General features: G+C 48.1%; 15 protein-coding genes, 1 tRNA gene and 1 pseudogene. 4 read left to right on the forward strand and 13 right to left on the reverse strand.

Features of this window, described 5'->3' with window-relative positions; all coding sequences use genetic code 11:
- Window positions 1-8 precede the first annotated feature (8 nt).
- Window positions 9-1,079: an MFS transporter gene (locus JL661_RS05030; protein ID WP_338143986.1), complete on the forward strand. Its 1,071-nt coding sequence runs from the start codon at window positions 9-11 to the stop codon at window positions 1,077-1,079.
- A gap of 52 nt (window positions 1,080-1,131) precedes the next feature.
- Here the strand turns inward: JL661_RS05030 and JL661_RS05035 are convergent, their stop codons facing one another.
- Window positions 1,132-1,617, reverse strand: coding sequence for a DUF4822 domain-containing protein (locus JL661_RS05035; RefSeq protein WP_036415400.1), 486 nt, complete (start codon window positions 1,615-1,617; stop codon window positions 1,132-1,134).
- A 337-nt stretch (window positions 1,618-1,954) separates the two neighbouring features.
- Here JL661_RS05035 and JL661_RS05040 point away from each other — a divergent pair, with 337 nt between their 5' ends.
- Window positions 1,955-2,464, forward strand: coding sequence for a hypothetical protein (locus tag JL661_RS05040; RefSeq protein ID WP_004904330.1), 510 nt, complete (start codon window positions 1,955-1,957; stop codon window positions 2,462-2,464).
- 71 nt (window positions 2,465-2,535) lie between these two features.
- Here JL661_RS05040 and deoD read toward each other — a convergent pair whose 3' ends face one another.
- Window positions 2,536-3,243, reverse strand: coding sequence for a purine-nucleoside phosphorylase (gene deoD, locus JL661_RS05045; RefSeq protein WP_004241027.1), 708 nt, complete (start codon window positions 3,241-3,243; stop codon window positions 2,536-2,538).
- 130 nt (window positions 3,244-3,373) lie between these two features.
- Here deoD and JL661_RS05050 point away from each other — a divergent pair, with 130 nt between their 5' ends.
- A complete protein-coding gene (locus JL661_RS05050) occupies window positions 3,374-4,642 on the forward strand; it encodes a NupC/NupG family nucleoside CNT transporter (RefSeq protein WP_015422902.1) in 1,269 nt (422 codons plus the stop codon).
- A gap of 202 nt (window positions 4,643-4,844) precedes the next feature.
- On the opposite strand, the gene JL661_RS05055 is transcribed toward JL661_RS05050, so the two are convergent.
- The 3 genes from JL661_RS05055 to JL661_RS05065 all read right to left on the reverse strand — a co-directional run bounded on the left by JL661_RS05055 (window position 4,845) and on the right by JL661_RS05065 (window position 9,089).
- The gene (locus JL661_RS05055) at window positions 4,845-5,852 is read right to left on the reverse strand and encodes a hypothetical protein (RefSeq protein WP_062772793.1); all 1,008 of its coding nucleotides are present in this window, start codon (window positions 5,850-5,852) and stop codon (window positions 4,845-4,847) included.
- Between the two features lie 463 nt (window positions 5,853-6,315).
- Window positions 6,316-7,584 (reverse strand): aromatic amino acid transporter, encoded by a 1,269-nt coding sequence (locus tag JL661_RS05060; RefSeq protein ID WP_004241031.1) that lies wholly within the window; start codon window positions 7,582-7,584, stop codon window positions 6,316-6,318.
- 134 nt (window positions 7,585-7,718) lie between these two features.
- Window positions 7,719-9,089, reverse strand: coding sequence for a tyrosine phenol-lyase (locus JL661_RS05065; protein WP_004241032.1), 1,371 nt, complete (start codon window positions 9,087-9,089; stop codon window positions 7,719-7,721).
- Window positions 9,090-10,385: 1,296 nt separating this feature from the next.
- On the opposite strand from JL661_RS05065, the gene JL661_RS05070 reads away from it, so the two are divergent.
- A tRNA-Thr gene (locus tag JL661_RS05070) sits at window positions 10,386-10,461 on the forward strand.
- A gap of 15 nt (window positions 10,462-10,476) precedes the next feature.
- Here JL661_RS05070 and JL661_RS05075 read toward each other — a convergent pair.
- From JL661_RS05075 to JL661_RS05105, 8 genes and pseudogenes are all read right to left on the reverse strand, one after another.
- Window positions 10,477-11,634: a site-specific integrase gene (locus JL661_RS05075; RefSeq protein WP_327037593.1), complete on the reverse strand. Its 1,158-nt coding sequence runs from the start codon at window positions 11,632-11,634 to the stop codon at window positions 10,477-10,479.
- Window positions 11,517-11,864, reverse strand: coding sequence for a helix-turn-helix domain-containing protein (locus tag JL661_RS18585; protein ID WP_071992687.1), 348 nt, complete (start codon window positions 11,862-11,864; stop codon window positions 11,517-11,519). Before JL661_RS18585 ends, JL661_RS05075 begins: the two co-directional genes overlap by 118 nt.
- 210 nt (window positions 11,865-12,074) lie before the next feature.
- Window positions 12,075-12,614, reverse strand: a pseudogene (locus JL661_RS05080) (phage N-6-adenine-methyltransferase).
- Window positions 12,604-12,990 (reverse strand): phage protein NinX family protein, encoded by a 387-nt coding sequence (locus tag JL661_RS05085; RefSeq protein ID WP_062772799.1) that lies wholly within the window; start codon window positions 12,988-12,990, stop codon window positions 12,604-12,606. The pseudogene JL661_RS05080 and the gene JL661_RS05085 overlap by 11 nt, the downstream one beginning before the upstream one ends.
- A complete protein-coding gene (locus JL661_RS05090; protein ID WP_062772802.1) occupies window positions 12,974-13,195 on the reverse strand; it encodes a hypothetical protein in 222 nt (73 codons plus the stop codon). The genes JL661_RS05085 and JL661_RS05090 overlap by 17 nt, the downstream gene beginning before the upstream one ends.
- Window positions 13,196-13,730: 535 nt before the next feature.
- On the reverse strand, window positions 13,731-14,111 hold the full coding sequence (locus JL661_RS05095; protein ID WP_062772808.1) for an ASCH domain-containing protein: 381 nt from the start codon (window positions 14,109-14,111) through the stop codon (window positions 13,731-13,733).
- A gap of 2 nt (window positions 14,112-14,113) precedes the next feature.
- Window positions 14,114-14,905, reverse strand: a complete 792-nt coding sequence (locus tag JL661_RS05100; protein ID WP_062772811.1) for a DNA cytosine methyltransferase — start codon at window positions 14,903-14,905, stop codon at window positions 14,114-14,116.
- 53 nt (window positions 14,906-14,958) lie between these two features.
- Window positions 14,959-15,654, reverse strand: coding sequence for a lambda exonuclease family protein (locus tag JL661_RS05105; protein WP_062773021.1), 696 nt, complete (start codon window positions 15,652-15,654; stop codon window positions 14,959-14,961).
- Window position 15,655: the final 1 nt, after the last annotated feature.

Consider the following 15,655-nt stretch of genomic DNA (forward strand, 5'->3'; position numbering starts at 1 on the left):
GTTATCTGATGAGCCTGATCCCGTTATCGCTGGGTCATTTTGCCATCGGTACCGATTACGCAGGCTGGTTAGCCAGTGCTTACTATATTGGTTTATTGCTCGGTTCGATGCTGATTGAGCCGGTGATTGCCCGTATCGGTCACCGCCGTTCCTTTATTCTCTTTGTGCTGGCGCTGGCGGCAACCGTGGCGGTTCTGCCGTTTTATACCGATCTCAGCGCGTGGCTGGCTTCCCGGATGCTGGCCGGGGTGGCGGTTGCCGGTATTTTTGTGGTGATTGAATCCTGGCTGCTGATTGGCGATAACCCGGCTGTCCGCGCCAAACGCCTGAGCTTCTACATGACTGCACTGTACGGCGGCACCACACTTGGCCAGCTGGCGATCGGCGTGTTCGGAACCGCAGGTGTCGTGCCGTTTGCGGTGGTGATGGTTCTGCTGTTTGCTGCTGTACTGCCGCCGCTGTTCTCAAAAGCACAGCCGGTGTGTCACGGCGGGCATAAAAGCTTATCCCTTAAACAGATCCTGCGTCTGAGCAAACCGGCGATGGTCGGCTGTATGACTTCCGGTATTGTGATGGGCACCATTTACGGGCTGATGCCGCTGGCATTGCAGGAAAAACATTACAACACCGGACAGGTCGGCGGCCTGATGGCGGCCATTATCCTCGGCGGGATGATTATCCAGCCGGTGATCAGTAAATTATCTTCCCGCATGAGCAAAGTATTATTACTGGCGATGGTCTCACTCGCCGGGGTATTTGCGATGGGAATGATTTATCTCTCTGGTCACTATCTGGTGATGGTGGTGGCGCTGACACTGCTGGGGATGTCTTCCTTTGCCCTGTATCCGGTGGCAATCACACTGGCGTGTGACACACTCACCGCGAATGTGATTGTGGCGGCAACACAGGTGATGCTGTTCTGCTACAGCGTGGGGTCGGCAGCGGGCCCGCTGGTGGCCGGACAGTTTATGAAACAGCCGGACGGTATTATGAGTTTCTTCTTTATTGTGCTGCTCTCCACCGCGATTTATATGCTGCTTTCTGCGGTACGCCGCAAATCGCGGATTCTGGCAAGCTGATACCGCCGGAACGAAAAATGCCCTCACTGAGGGCATTTTTGTATATCGCTATTTATTCTGCGGTTTTTGGTTTATGGACAATATCCGCATAATGACTTTTATCATCAGGTTTCGGGTAGACGCGGTAAATATATTCATCCGGCGCCACTTTGATATTTTCGACCACCCGGGTAAACAGCACTTCCCCTTTATCATTTTTACCGGTCAGCGTCCGGGTTTTACCGTCCGCGCTGAAGGACCAGTCGCCCTGTAATTTCAGCTTTCCTTCCGGGGTGTACATCTTAACGGAACCGTCTTTCTCATAGTTGGCCAGACCAAAGAAGCCCGCCACACTTTCATCGGTGGCCGGAATGGCTTTACCGTCCTGATCCAGTGCCTCTGTCGTGACCCAGGTTTTGCCAATCAGATAATCAGCGGTATTTGCGGTTTTCTGTGCCGTGGCTGTCAGGGGTTTTACCTGAACATCCGCTGTGGCCGCCAGTGCTGAAAAGGAATACGCCGCTGCGATGATACCGGCAATCATTGTTGTTTTTTTCATGTCAGTTCCTCAGGTTGTTCTGTTTGCTGTCTTTTTTAGTGATAACAATTCCCTATATCAATAATAAGGGGATTAATCTTATTGGCTCATTTTTTATGTAAGGAAGTATAAAGCTGATTAAATTTTATCGTCATTTCTGACACATCTTTCTTCGTGCAAAAAGGTTGAAATGTGGAGAAAAAATGAAGAACTGTGCAGAAATTATGATGAATTGTGCAGGGATTATGGTTTCATAGTCAGAAAGGGTAAAACGGATTGTCTTACACACCGGTATCGGCAATGATGACATCAACAGCAAAACAGTGCTTCAGAAAATTAATTAAGAAGGAATGTTAATATGAAAAAAATCATTGCAGGTGTTATCGGTCTGAGTTTATTAGGTGCGGGTATGACCGCGTTCGCAGCACCAGCTCCGGTTAATCAGCCGCAGCAGAATGGTCAGTATATGAATGGCTACGGCAACTGCGACGGTAACGGCGGTCGTCATATGATGCGCGGCAACCATGACGGGCGCGGCTATCATAATAACCGCGGATACCATAATGGTGGTTACAACCGTGCACCGGTCTTTCAGTCAGCACTGACCACTGCCACCCCGGGTGAAGCCCTGAAAAAAATGAGCGCTGATGCCCCGGCAGTCAGTAAAGACGGCAAACAGTATTTTGTCCGCGCCAGCGTCCGTGATATGAACGGCAACACGCTGTATCAGTCTTCATTATCCACCGCAACGCCGAAAGAAGCACTGACGAAAATGGCGGGTGATGCACCAGCTGCCGCATCCGGCCAGCAGTATTATGTCCGCGCAGGCATTATGGAAATTCTGCCGGTTAACAACACCGCACAGTAATCGCTGTCATGAACAAACAAAAATGCCCTCTGATGAGGGCGTTTTTGCTTTACGGATAAAAGTCTGAGCGGTCAGAGTGTCAGTGCAGTTTCCAGAGCCAGCTCAATCATATTGTGCATCGCGTTCTGGCGCTGATCGATGGTCAGTTTACCGCCGTTTTTAATATGATCAGAAGTGGTGAGGATCGCCAGTGCCCGTGCGCCCAGCTCCGCCGCGACGGTGTACAGCCCGGCGACTTCCATATCCACCCCGAGAATGCCGTATTGCTCCATCACGGCAAACAGTTCCGGGCGGGTGGTGTAAAACAGATCCGCAGTAAACACGTTACCGGTCTTGACCGGTAACTGCAGACGCTCAGCGGTTTTCACCGCAGATGCCAGCAAGTGCCAGTCCGCCAGTGCCGCCAGGTCGTTACCGTAAAAACGGTCACGGTTCACTTTGGAATCGGTACTTGCGCCCATGGCGATCACCACATCCATCAGTGACACATCATCCCGCACTGCGCCGCAGGTGCCGATACGGATGAGGTTTTTCACACCAAAATCCTGAATCAACTCATACGCATACATTGAAATTGAGGGGATACCCATGCCGTGAGCCATCACCGAAATCCGTTTGCCTTTGTATTCTCCGGTATAACCCAGCATATTGCGGACGCTGTTTACTTCCCGCGCCTGCGATAAATAATGTTCAGCAATAAACTTGGCGCGCAGGGGATCTCCGGGCATAATGATGGTTTCCGCGAAATCGTTTGCGCTTGCCTGAATTGCAACTGCCATAAAAGCACTCTCCTCTCAATCAAACCGTGTGAAGGGTCGGTATTTGTTGGTCAGCATGTTAACACGGTTTGGTTTTTATGCCGCCGCTGCCGGCGGATTTTTCACTCAGGGTTTTTACCGGATTACACATATGAATACAGCAATCGGCATTCTCGGGATCGTGGTACTGCTGGGAATAGGTTATTTACTGTCTGAAAACCGCCGCGCTATTAATCTGCGCACGGTGGTACTGGCTTTTACCATTGAACTGGCGCTGGGCGGATTAATTCTCTATTCCCCGGCCGGACAGCACGTTTTATTTGTGATGGCAGAGGCAGTCACCACAGTAATCAACTTCAATAATGCCGGAACATCCTTTATTTTCGGCGGTCTGGTCTCTGACAAAATGTTTGAGATTTTCGGCAGCGGCGGGTTTGTTATCGCGCTGCGGGTATTGCCGATTATTGTCTTTTTCTCCGCCTTGTCAGCGGTACTTTATTATCTGGGGATTATGCAGATCCTCGTGCGCTGGGTCGGCGGGGCGTTACAGCGTCTGCTGAAAACCAGCCGTGCGGAATCGATGAACTCAGCGGCCAATATTTTTCTTGGTGTGACAGAAGCGCCTTTGCTGGTTAAACCGTATCTCGGCAGCATGACCCGCTCTGAACTGTTTGCTGTACTGTGCGGCGGGCTGGCATCTATCGCCGGTACTATGCTGGTGAGCTATGCTTCGCTGGGCGTAAAAATGGAATACCTGCTGGCCGCTTCCTTTATGGCGGCACCAGGCGGGTTACTGTTTGCTAAACTGATGATCCCGGAAACACAGCAGACGGCCGATGAATCCGGCGCCAAACCGGTGCAGGAAAACCGCCCGGCGAATATTATTGACGCGGCGGCGGAAGGGGCGATTAACGGCCTGAATATGGCGCTGGCGGTCGGCGCAATGCTGCTGGCGTTTGTCAGCCTGGTGGCGCTGTTAAACGGATTGCTCGGCGGTGTCGGCGGCTGGTTCGGTCTGCCGGATCTGAGCATGGAGCTGATCCTGGGCTATCTGCTGTCACCGCTGGCGTGGCTGATGGGTATTCCGTGGAATGAAGCGCTGACATCCGGTGCCATTATCGGGCAGAAAATTGTTATCAACGAATTTTTTGCCTATGCCAACCTGGCGGAATATCTGAAGGGCAATGAAGTCGTGGCTGCCACCGGTCTGCCGATGACTGAGCGGACACAAATCATCCTCTCGTTCGCTCTGTGCGGGTTTGCCAACTTCGGTACCGTGGCAATTGCTATCGGCGGTATCGGCAGTCTGATCCCGAACCGGCGCAAAGAAATTGCCACCCTCGGGATGAAAGCACTGGTCGCAGGGGTATTATCCAACCTGATGGCGGCCACAATTGCGGGGCTGTTTATCGGCGGATAAACAATCTGTGATCTGCTCTTCCGAAGCAACCTGAATGTCAGGTTCATGATAACGGGCAGGCGAACGAAAAGCATGCGAGCCATGGATGGCGAGCCTGAGCGTACAGGGAGGTATTTACAGCGGCTTTTCGTTTTGCCCGTTATCATCAGAACCGGAAGGGCGGCGCCGGGCTTAACACCGCACCGTCCTGTCCGGCAGAGGATTACTTATAATCCCCCTGCAGATAACGGTAAAAAGAGGGATTCACCCATACTTTTTCACTCGTTACCTGCATCCCGCTTTTCGCTTTGCGGATATTTTCCGCCTGTTTTTCCGCGTTTTCCGGCAGTGCCATCAAATCAGCCTGATAATGACCGCTGGTCACACGGGTTTCGGCTACCACATCATAACCGTCCACAGGGACATAACTGCGGTAAAACGGCTGCCACCAGGCGGCGCGGATCAGCCCTTTCTGGTCAGCAGTATTTTTCTTGGCGTACTGGTCAATCAGGCTCTGAAAGCGGTTACGCTCTTCAGCTGACGGAAATTCCAGGTCGAGATTATATTCACTGGCGATCGCCACTTTTTTGCCGCTTTTCAGCGTGGTAACCGGATAATCCGCCTCACCCCATTCGTCCAGATAAAGAAACGCAGATGATTTCGGCGTCAGCTGCACTTTCGGATCAAACCCTTCGCGGCGCAGCAGATAAATCAGCTGGGCGGCGTGATCGATATCATTATGGCCGTAGCGGATCATCCGTGTTTTATCAAAGCCGGATTCTTCGCGGGTATCCACCAGGTTATAGCCGCTGGTATAGCCTTTATCAATAAAGTTATTCAGGGTTTTCAGCGTCTTCGTGTCATTCGGGAACACTGCGGTTTTCCAGGCGGTATGCAGGCGCGGCACAATATTTTTATCCGACACATTGCCGAGATAGCGGGTGTGCTCCTGCTGTTGTGCATCAACAAAGGCCTGAAGCTTATCACTCTCTGCTGCCGGATTTTTCAGGTCATCCGCCGTCAGGGCACCGATGGTGATCATCAGCGCATCGAACCGGTTTGCTTCCGGCTGCTGTGTCAGTGCGGAAATCTGTGCCGGGCTGTAGGTCTCCGCCAGTTCGGTCAGAGAGAGCTTTTCGGCGGCCTGCTGTGAGGTCAGCGCCAGAGCAGGGTGTAAACCACTGAAAAAGAATGCAGATAACAACGTACCGATAAATAACGATTTTTGCATGTTTTATCCTGTAAATGCAGCGAACAAACGATTGCATCACCATATCACAGAGTTGCAATCTGAGTGATAAAGTGTCGTGATTTTTTTACACCGGACAGAGATGAAAAAATGCGCGTCAACCCTTGCAGGACGGAGCGGGATGAGTAAGATACGCGGTACGTGATAGTCATCACGGTTTTGGAGAGATTATGAAAGCGCTTTACCGTAAGTTTATAAAAAAAATCGATCAGTTTTCCGCTCTTATCCCGATGCGTTTTTTCTGATCCGGCGTTCCCGTCTCTCCCTGCGCGTCATATGAACAGTGCGCTGCACCTGAATAAGCAACCGCAGAGCTTCCCGGCGGGTAAACAGCGGATGTTGCCAGTGTAACAGGGTGAAATACATGATTTGCCTCCCGGCAGATCAGAGAGAACCGCTGCACAAGCGGCCGGAGCATGATTTGCCTCCGGCCGTCTGTAACCGCTTATTTAAATGCCGGCAGCCAGCCGAACACATCCAGAATGACCGTCAGATACACAATCGCACCGCAGACAATCACCAGATTCAGTACCGCGCTGTTACACGGCGAACGGTAAATGGTATCGCTGTCGCTGTAGCGTTTGCGGGAGGCTTTTACCAGGAACGGCGGTAAAATCACACTCCAGATAGTAAAGGCCAGACCGGCATAACCGATGGCATAAACGAATCCGTTCGGGAAGAAGAAACACACCACCGCCGGTGGCAGATACGTCACTACTGCTGTTTTGAAACGACCGGCGCTGTCATTTTTAAAGTTCAGCAGGTCGGCAATATAGTCAAACAGGCCGAGTGTTGCTGCCAGCAGGGAACTGGCCACCGCAAAGTTACCGAAGAATGTCAGGATAAGATCCATGGTTTTCCCTGACATCACCCCGCCGATAGCCTCAACGAACACATCAATGTTCCCGCCTTTGGCAATAATCGGGGAGAAGTTGGCGCGGCTGATATTGCCCATCGTGACACCCAGCCAGAAGATATACAGCAGTACCGCAAATATTGTCCCGATAATAATTGAACGGGTAATAAAGCGGAATTTGGTTTTGCCGTACAACTTCACCAGGCTCGGCACGTTACCGTGGAAACCAAACGAAATAATACAGAACGGCAGTGTCATCAGAACATAAGGCAGATATTTCGTTCCGGGTATTGCCACTGATGCGGAATCCAGCAGATTGGCAATTTCCACGTGTGCAACCAGTCCGGAGAAGGTGGCAAAGAACGCGATAAACTTACCGAAAATTAAAATGGTGGTAATACGTCCGACCCATAATGAGCTGTACCAGACAATCGCAGCCACCAGACAGGCGACAATCACGACCGCGGCTTTTATCGGCAGGGCGACACCGGTATATTTTAATATCGTCTGAGTCAGAACAGCGGATGACCCGGATATATAGGCATACGTCAGAATATAGAGTACAAACCCGAAGGCAATACCCACGACAATATTCCATTTTTTGCCCAGTAACTCGGTGGTGAAGGTATTAAAGCTGGCGCCCGGTTCAAAATGCAGGTTAACTTCAACTAACATCAGACCGGTCAGTAACATCATAATTGCAACTAAAATCAAAATAACGGTGGCACCGGAAAACCAGACACCGGCCATCGCAATCGGCAAAGAAAACATACCGCCGCCAACGACTGTTGCTATAACAAGCATGGTTCCGCTGGTCAGTCCGGGTGATTTATTTGTATCGGCACTATGAATACTCATAATAAAAGTTTCCTATTAATGATAAATATCACCAACAGCATTCATATTTATCGATTTTATTTGTTCTTTATTGTTATAGGGATGCAGAGACAAAAAGGCCCCATTAAAATAATGAGGCCTCTGTCATCAGATAATTACACGTAATCAAAGCGTGCAGTGAAGAAGCGTAACTGCTTCGGCTCGTATACGAACTTCAGCCCTTTAATGTCTTCTTTGTGTTTGAACAGTTTGATAATACCGTCAGCAACCAGATCCATGTGTGCATAGGTGTATACACGACGAGGAATAGTCAGACGAACGGTTTCCAGCTTCGGACGGTGATGGTCGCCGGTTTCTTTGTTACGGCCTGCGGAGATAATACCGCGCTCCATAGAACGTACACCGGTTTCCATGTAGATGCTGGCTGCCAGGCTCTGTGCCGGGAACTCATCCTGGGTCAGATGCGGGCAGAAACGGCGTGCATCGAGGAATACTGCGTGGCCGCCGACCGGCTCAACAATCGGTACACCGGCTGCTTTCAGTTTTTCGCCCAGGTAACGAACCTGCTTGACGCGGTGCTCGATATATTCGAACTGCATCGCTTCGCGTAAACCGATAGCCATCGCTTCCATATCACGACCGGCCAGACCACCGTAAGAAGGCATCCCTTCATAAACCACAACCAGTTCACGTGCAGCAGAGAACATGTCGTCGTCGTTCATACACAGGAAACCACCGATGTTCACCAGACAGTCTTTTTTACCACTCATGGTACAACCGTCAGCGTAGCTGAACATTTCGTGAACGATGTCTTTAATGGAGACATCTTCGAAGCCTTCTTCCTGCTCTTTGATGAAGTAGGCGTTTTCCACACAGCGGGTCGCATCGTAGAACACTTTGATGCCGTGCTTGTCACATAACTGGCGGACTTCACGCATGTTTGCCATAGAGACCGGCTGACCACCTGCCAGGTTTACGGTTACCGCCAGACAGATATAAGCGATATTTTCCGCGCCTTTCTCAGCAATCAGTTTTTCCAGTTTTTTAATGTCGATGTTGCCTTTGAATTTCACATCCAGGCCCGCATCGTGAGCTTCATCGCGGACGATATCGATGAATGTCGCACCATTTTTTTCCTGGTGATAACGGGTGGTGGTGAAGTACATGTTACCTGCAACATACTGGCCCGGTTTGATAGCTAATGAAGAGAGTAAGTTCTCTGCGCCGCGACCCTGGTGAGTAGGAACGATGTGTTTAAAGCCGAATAATTCCTGAACAGTTCTTTCCAGATGGAAGAAGTTTTCGCTGCCCGCGTATGCTTCGTCACCCATCATCATGCCGGCCCATTGTTTATCGGACATGGCGTTGGTGCCGCTATCGGTCAGTAAATCGACATAAACGTCTTTGGAATTCAACAAGAAAGTGTTGTACCCGGCCTCTTTCATTCTTTTGATACGCTCTTCGCGAGGGATCATGGATACGGTTTCAACACTTTTAATACGATACGGTTCTGCTGGATACATCATGGTAAAATCTCCAATTATTTATAATAATAACTCGATAATTTACACAGGCATTTATCTGTTTATAAGTATCATGCCTTGTGAATGATATAACATTTGTAAATCCGGTAGTGTTCTTGTCTTAATTCAAATTCAGTTTTTTTATTTCTGTTATTTCTTTCTCTGCCATCCTTCTCGTTTGGCGTGAAATCATCATGCGTGAAAAAAAATGAAAAGGGAATGGGGGGGGGCTGAAATAAACAAAATCCGTATTAATCACAGGTGTAAACCGGGTGATCTGTATCACTTAAACTGAAATAATTCATTATATTCAATGAATTGTATTTGTTAATGTCTTGTTGTGTATTTATGTTAAATATACATTTACCTCATCGTTAAAATCCGGGAGTAATATGAATAATTCAATGCTGTCGGGCAGTTATGCTGCAATGAAAAGCCATTTTATTCTGTGGGATTTTATATAGGTTAAGAAAAAGTAAATAAGGGTTAAACGTACAAATTTAAATCTATCTTTACAGGAAGAATAAAAAAACGGATGAGAAGTCTTGTTCTTTTTTAACAAAAACTATGCATCAGATGCACTGGTACGGTAATTTAAGTTAAAATATCTTATAAGTAACAATTGTTATAATCATCTTTGTTTTTATTGATCGTACGGAAAAACGTTATGATTTATTGAATCCTTCAACTGAAACCTGGGATAAAAATAAAAATGTGACACAGTCAGGATAAATTTGATGATAAAGATCACATTGATAATGTTACGTTACATGAATGAAAAGTAAGCGACAGCAGGGAATAACAAAGATATTTAATTAAAGCAGTGAATTGTTATGCATTCCGGTATGTGGTTGTTTAGTGATCATATTCACGGTTTCGCATTTACAGTCATGTTAGTAAAGCAAAACGCTGTACTTAAATGTTTACATTATCAGCGGGTGAATAGTAACAGGATGTGTGTGATATACATATTTCCCCGGGTCTTGTTATTGAAATTTAACGCTATTATTTTATATTTATTTAGCATTTAAATCCATAATTCATATTAATATCAGTTAATAATTAGAGTCATGTTCTTGTTGTCAGGTTATTCATCTTTGATGGTATCCGGAGTGATTTACAGAGACAGACACGATTTCATGAAGAATCAGCAACCGCCCGCTGAAAACGGAAAATAACGAATTTGTGCTTCAGATCACGCAAGGAAGGTATGAATAAAGAAGAAAAATCAGGCAAAGCGGCAGAGATTTCCGGTTTTCAGCTTGAAAACCCTGCCGGGCAGGAGTGTAATAATGCCGTGCCGGATTAGCTCAGTTGGCAGAGCAGTTCATTCGTAATGAAAAGGTCACCAGTTCGAATCCGGTATCCGGCACCATTACTTATCAAAGAGTTAGCGATTATCTCCCGATGCCAGTTTTTCACCTTGGGACGTATTTGGGACGTAACTGTCAAAAATGGCATCTATTTGCTTCGCATGTTCGGTAAGATGATTTGGTGCCAGATGGGCATATCTGCGCACCATTTCTATCGACTCCCACCCACCCATTTCCTGTAACACTGAAAGCGGAACGCCAGACTGGATCAGCCAGCTTGCCCAGGTGTGTCTCAGGTCGTGGAAGCGGAAATCGTCAATACCGGCTCTTTTTAATGCTGCTCTCCATGCTGTATTAGAATCCGGCCTCATCTTTCTTACTGCCGCAACCGGTGTTCCGTCATTCCTGTATGACTGCTCAGTGTGGACAAATACCCATTTGTGATGGCGACCAATCTGGCTGCGCAAAACCCTGCATGCGGTATCGTTCAGGGCTACACCGATCGCTTTACCTGATTTACTGTCTTCAGGGTAAATCCATGCCACTTTCCGCTGCATGTCTATCTGCTGCCACTCAAGGTTAAGTATGTTCGAACGACGCAGGCCGGTTGACAGAGCGAACCTGACGACTGACTTTAATGGCTCAGGACATTCATCAATCAGTCTTTTCGCCTCGACAGGCTCAAGCCACCGGACTCTCCGATCACGAATAGATGGGATTTTTATCACAGGTGACTTTTCTATCCACTTCCATTCTCTTTCCGCCGCTCTGAGTAGCGCCTTAATGAAAGAAAGGTATCGCGCTTTTGTGGCCGTAGTGACAGGCTTCGCTGTAAACAGCGGCACCTCCTTTCCCTTCCTTTTTGCTGTGTCAGCTTTCCTTCTCCAGCAGTTTTCAGCATGCTTGTTTGTCATCTTACTGATGATCTTGTAAATGGCATTCTCGGTTATATCCTTCAGCCGGACACCCTCGAAGTACTCAAGCCAGAAAGTGATAAAGTTCTTATCATCCTCTATCGATTTTTTATCTGCTTTTTCCTCAAGCCACCGCAGGCAGGCTTCCTCATACGTATAGTCCGGGAAGTCCCCTACCTGCTCAATTCGCCATTGTTCGGCCTTTAATTTGTCGTGCAGCTCCTGGGCTTGCTTCCGGTCGGACGTACCAAGCGACTTTTTAATTCTCTTGCCGCCAGGTGTCGCGAAGTCGCAATACCAAGAGTTACCACGTTTGAAGATTGACATTTGTGATCTCCTTTCACATCAATCTCGCTCTCGGCGATAGTGTTGATCGGATTGCTCAGTGCCGCAAGGCAGGCTGATTCTGTAAACAGATAGGGGGACTTCTTTTTGAACGGGTCTTTCCGCTGATACGAAATGCGTCCGGCGCGGCACCATGACGTAAGCGTATCAGGGCTTACGCCGATAAATTTAGCGGCCTCGTCGCGTGTCATCGTGACTTTATCCATCCTTCATCTCCTTCTGTAACGTACGCACGTAATACCCGAGCACTCTCTTTGCCGGAAAGCGCAGGTGATTAAGTGGTTTAAATTTCGGTGTGTATTTGTCGAGTATTGCGGTGTGTTGTTCGTCTGATGTGTACTGCATTAATTCCTTCAGGCATTCCCTTGCTATTCGTCTGCGTCCGTTCTCTGCTTCCTGTGGTGTCATTGGTCACCTCAGATTTGTGCTTCCAGTAACCGGTTGCCGATATCCATCAGGTCATCACGGTTAACTGTGGTAATTATCCGGCGGGGCTGGGTGAACGGTCGCCAGATTAAAAGCATCGAACCTTTGTTGTTTCCGTTCACCGGTTTGTTTGTGCCGGCGTTAATAAACGATATCCGGCCACCGGTAATAAACCTGACCTCATCAACGGTATCCAGTGCCGATTTAAACCATCCCACGGATGTATCTGCCGGAACCAGCATCACGACCGGCTGCAGTTGCTTCCCGCACTGTTCGGCAGATTTGCGTACCCACGGCTGTATGTCGCTATACGGCGGGTTGCACCATATAGAACCGTAGCTTTGCCAGTCGGAGTTTAATGCGTTGTCTTTTTCGGTGAGATAATGAGAGCAGAGGGTATTATTTTTATCGGCGGCGGCATCAAGGTAAAAACCGAATTCAGCGTCCAGTGCTGAGAATAACGGTAGGGGAGTTTGTCATAAATCACGCAATTCCTTTGGTGTTGTGCTCCAGCCGTAATCAGCTTTCATTCTCAGCATCCTTCATCATCAGGAATACTTCCATAGCGGCGCGGTATGGATTGGATTTCAATCCCGACGCAATACTGCCTGTTACGTCTTGAGCAACCCACCATGCTGATTCACCATCATCTGACTTGTCTGATATTAATGATATCAAACTCCTAATAACAATCGGCATTGCGTCCGCCGGGTTGTTGCATGGGTCGAATTTACCAATGACGTACTTATTTGCGAGGTTAAATTCACCGCCATATTCTCGGTATAAATCTACATCAATCAGCTCAACGATTTCATCGGTACTATTTAATCTGAAATCGTGCGTTAAATAACGCTTAGCTACAGCCTTATTAATCTCAAAGTCTGATTTGTCACGATATTTGTTCATTGATTGCCTCGCATTCTCCGATGCTGATAGAAAAATAGTAATCGAAATTGATATTTAAATGCTCTCCATCTCCGCCGATGCGGATTAGCTCCGATCCCGCAACATCAAACCCTGAGTCATAATGATTGTTAACCTCAGCAATCACTGGGAAACTAATATTCTCCAGCCCAGCATAACCACCATCATTCAATAATTTAACCTTCATCTCACCACCTCCGCGCACACTAATTCAACATTCCGCACAGCCTTTAGCTGCACTGCGCGGCTCTCACACTCTTCGAGCGTATAAATATCATCGGTAACAGGCACAGCAGATCCGTGCATTACCAGTAGTAATACAAATCCGATTGTCATGGTTAGCTCTTAATTTTTGGTATAAAAAACCCTGCTAGTGCAGGGTGATTGTGGGTTAAAGAAATTCGGCAGGTATGGGCCTTGGCTTGTATTCATCTATAGCTGCACCAGCTTCATCTGTGTCAAAATTGCTATTGGCAACTATTGCGTAAGTACTACCTTTATAAAATACAGGAATAACATCTAATGAATACCCTATATTCTGTGGTGATTTATTATTTGATGATATTACTTTCTTGAAAATTGGTATTTTTTTTCATGTATTTTTCTTTTGTTAATATATCACCATGCATGTCACCGCCGAAAACTAAATAATCAACTGACATATGCCCTCCTTTATGTTGAATTTAAACCATATCATCAATTTCATAAAGGTACAGTGCTGATCATTTGATTTTGTGAAACTCGATAACCCACACCCACGGATTTTCAATCCAGTTATGAGCGCCATAGATGTTAATCCACTCCTGCATAAAGGAATGCCTTGGTGACTTTTTATCAAAACCCTCGGCAATAGCATCTGCAGTTGATATGTCATGAATGCTGTGAATGTGTACTGATATCACTTTCAGCATTCCCTTTTCGCAACCATCCCTATCAGCGAAAGGAATCGTGCCGCCTGTTAATTTGTATGGAAATGTTTTACTCACAACTGAAACCTCAGTGCCTGCTGATGGCTGCGGCTCAATCAGTCGCCGCGTCTGCGTCTTCCTTCCAGCAATAACAGCGGCCAACATTTCGTCGCTGAATTTGATTCTGTCTTTCATATTCATTCCTCTGTTATCAGCATGTAAGCCCTTATGAACTCTTCCGCGACCGGCGCGACGATGGCATTTCCGTAGGCGCGGAGTTTTCCCACCCGTCCGGCAGCATCATCAGTTCTCTCGCCAAAGTCAGGTGGCAGCATTCGAGAGTTTTTATCTGCTCCCGTGACGGCCTGCCATCCATCCCAAACATGTGCAGCCATAACTGGCGGTACAGCGTGTCGTTCCGCATCTTCCCGTCCTTCCGGAAGAATGACTGACTCACATCCCCGCATTCCTTCCATTCCCTGGTTGTTGGCGTTGCCCACCCAATACAATCGCTGTCTGATATGCGGCGCACCGAAGCCCGCAGCGCATAAATCAACCGCGCCGACGGCGTAGTTCGTTGCTTCCAAGTCAGTCTGAACAAGGTCGAGCCATCCGAGTCCGTCTTTGCTTGCAACCTGTTCACCAAAGATAACGCCAGGTTTGCACTCGCTGATGAGGTGGAAGAATGCTGGCCAAAGGTGCCGCTCGTCAGCAAATCCATTTCCTTTGCCTGCCGCGCTGAAAGGCTGGCACGGGCAACTTCCTGTCCAGACTGGTTTATCATCCGGCCATCCTGCGCGGCGCAGGGCGAGTGACCACACCCCGACACCGGCGAAGAAGTGGCATTGCGTGAATCCGCGTAAGTCATCTGGTGTGACATCTTCAATACTCCTTTCGTCCACTACACCCGGAGCTATATGACCGGCAGCAATGAGATTCCGTAACCACTGAGCAGCGAACGGATCGATTTCGTTATAGTAAGCAGTCATTGTTATTTCCTCAGCATCCCTGCATTGCGCTTCATCCTGAAACGGTGGGGTTATTAAAGCTGAAATCCTTTCCACTGATTACCGTACTCAATGCCGAGTGTGCTTAATGCGGCATCCATTGCCTCAATAAACTCTGGTATCTGTTGGTCGAATTCCTGCATCATTTTTTCGTCACGCTCTACCGGTATGTGGACAATTTCCTTTCCTCCCGGCATGCGCGGATCGTAGTTTGCGAAGTGCCAGACATCCTTTCTGGTGATCCACATTGAATACTGAACTTGAGCGGTGTATTCCTTTTTCATGGCCTTAATTCCGTTTAAAGCCAGGTCGATAAAGACTTCCGTTGTCTTGGGGCATTTAAGCTCAAGGCCAGCGCCGTCACTGCAAATGCCGTCCGGAGAGCAGGCCGTTCGCAGTGATTCATCCCTGAAAATTATCGGGTCTTCCGTGACCGTCAGGCCGCTGTAAAACTCAAATGTCATCCGTGCTTCGAGTTCGTAATCCTTTCCCCATTCCAGCGAACTGGCGCTAACATCCTTGCTTACGCCGGTGCATACTTCACCGATAAGCGTATTGAAATACGTCTTTTTGGTGTCGCTCCATGTCGTCCCTGAACGTGGTTTTGTGAGCACTTTCCAGACCTCTGAGGCGGTAATCACCCCAAGGCGCAGTGACATCCATTCTTCGCTTCCCTGCGATATTTTTGATAAATCGATGCCGGTTTTGCTGAGAATGATGTCGTTACTGATC

The organism is Morganella morganii (assembly GCF_019243775.1).
Taxonomy (GTDB): Bacteria; Pseudomonadota; Gammaproteobacteria; order Enterobacterales; family Enterobacteriaceae; genus Morganella; species Morganella morganii.

What these genes read in the sequence shown, in the direction of transcription:
- JL661_RS05030 (WP_338143986.1), top strand. Translation starts at nt 9, where the DNA reads ATGAGCCTGATCCCGTTATCGCTGGGTCATTTTGCCATCGGTACCGAT.
- JL661_RS05035 (WP_036415400.1), bottom strand. Translation starts at nt 1,617, where the DNA reads ATGAAAAAAACAACAATGATTGCCGGTATCATCGCAGCGGCGTATTCC.
- JL661_RS05040 (WP_004904330.1), top strand. Translation starts at nt 1,955, where the DNA reads ATGAAAAAAATCATTGCAGGTGTTATCGGTCTGAGTTTATTAGGTGCG.
- deoD (WP_004241027.1), bottom strand. Translation starts at nt 3,243, where the DNA reads ATGGCAGTTGCAATTCAGGCAAGCGCAAACGATTTCGCGGAAACCATC.
- JL661_RS05050 (WP_015422902.1), top strand. Translation starts at nt 3,374, where the DNA reads ATGAATACAGCAATCGGCATTCTCGGGATCGTGGTACTGCTGGGAATA.
- JL661_RS05055 (WP_062772793.1), bottom strand. Translation starts at nt 5,852, where the DNA reads ATGCAAAAATCGTTATTTATCGGTACGTTGTTATCTGCATTCTTTTTC.
- JL661_RS05060 (WP_004241031.1), bottom strand. Translation starts at nt 7,584, where the DNA reads ATGAGTATTCATAGTGCCGATACAAATAAATCACCCGGACTGACCAGC.
- JL661_RS05065 (WP_004241032.1), bottom strand. Translation starts at nt 9,089, where the DNA reads ATGATGTATCCAGCAGAACCGTATCGTATTAAAAGTGTTGAAACCGTA.
- JL661_RS18585 (WP_071992687.1), bottom strand. Translation starts at nt 11,864, where the DNA reads ATGGATAAAGTCACGATGACACGCGACGAGGCCGCTAAATTTATCGGC.
- JL661_RS05085 (WP_062772799.1), bottom strand. Translation starts at nt 12,990, where the DNA reads ATGAACAAATATCGTGACAAATCAGACTTTGAGATTAATAAGGCTGTA.
- JL661_RS05090 (WP_062772802.1), bottom strand. Translation starts at nt 13,195, where the DNA reads ATGAAGGTTAAATTATTGAATGATGGTGGTTATGCTGGGCTGGAGAAT.
- JL661_RS05095 (WP_062772808.1), bottom strand. Translation starts at nt 14,111, where the DNA reads ATGAAAGACAGAATCAAATTCAGCGACGAAATGTTGGCCGCTGTTATT.
- JL661_RS05100 (WP_062772811.1), bottom strand. Translation starts at nt 14,905, where the DNA reads ATGACTGCTTACTATAACGAAATCGATCCGTTCGCTGCTCAGTGGTTA.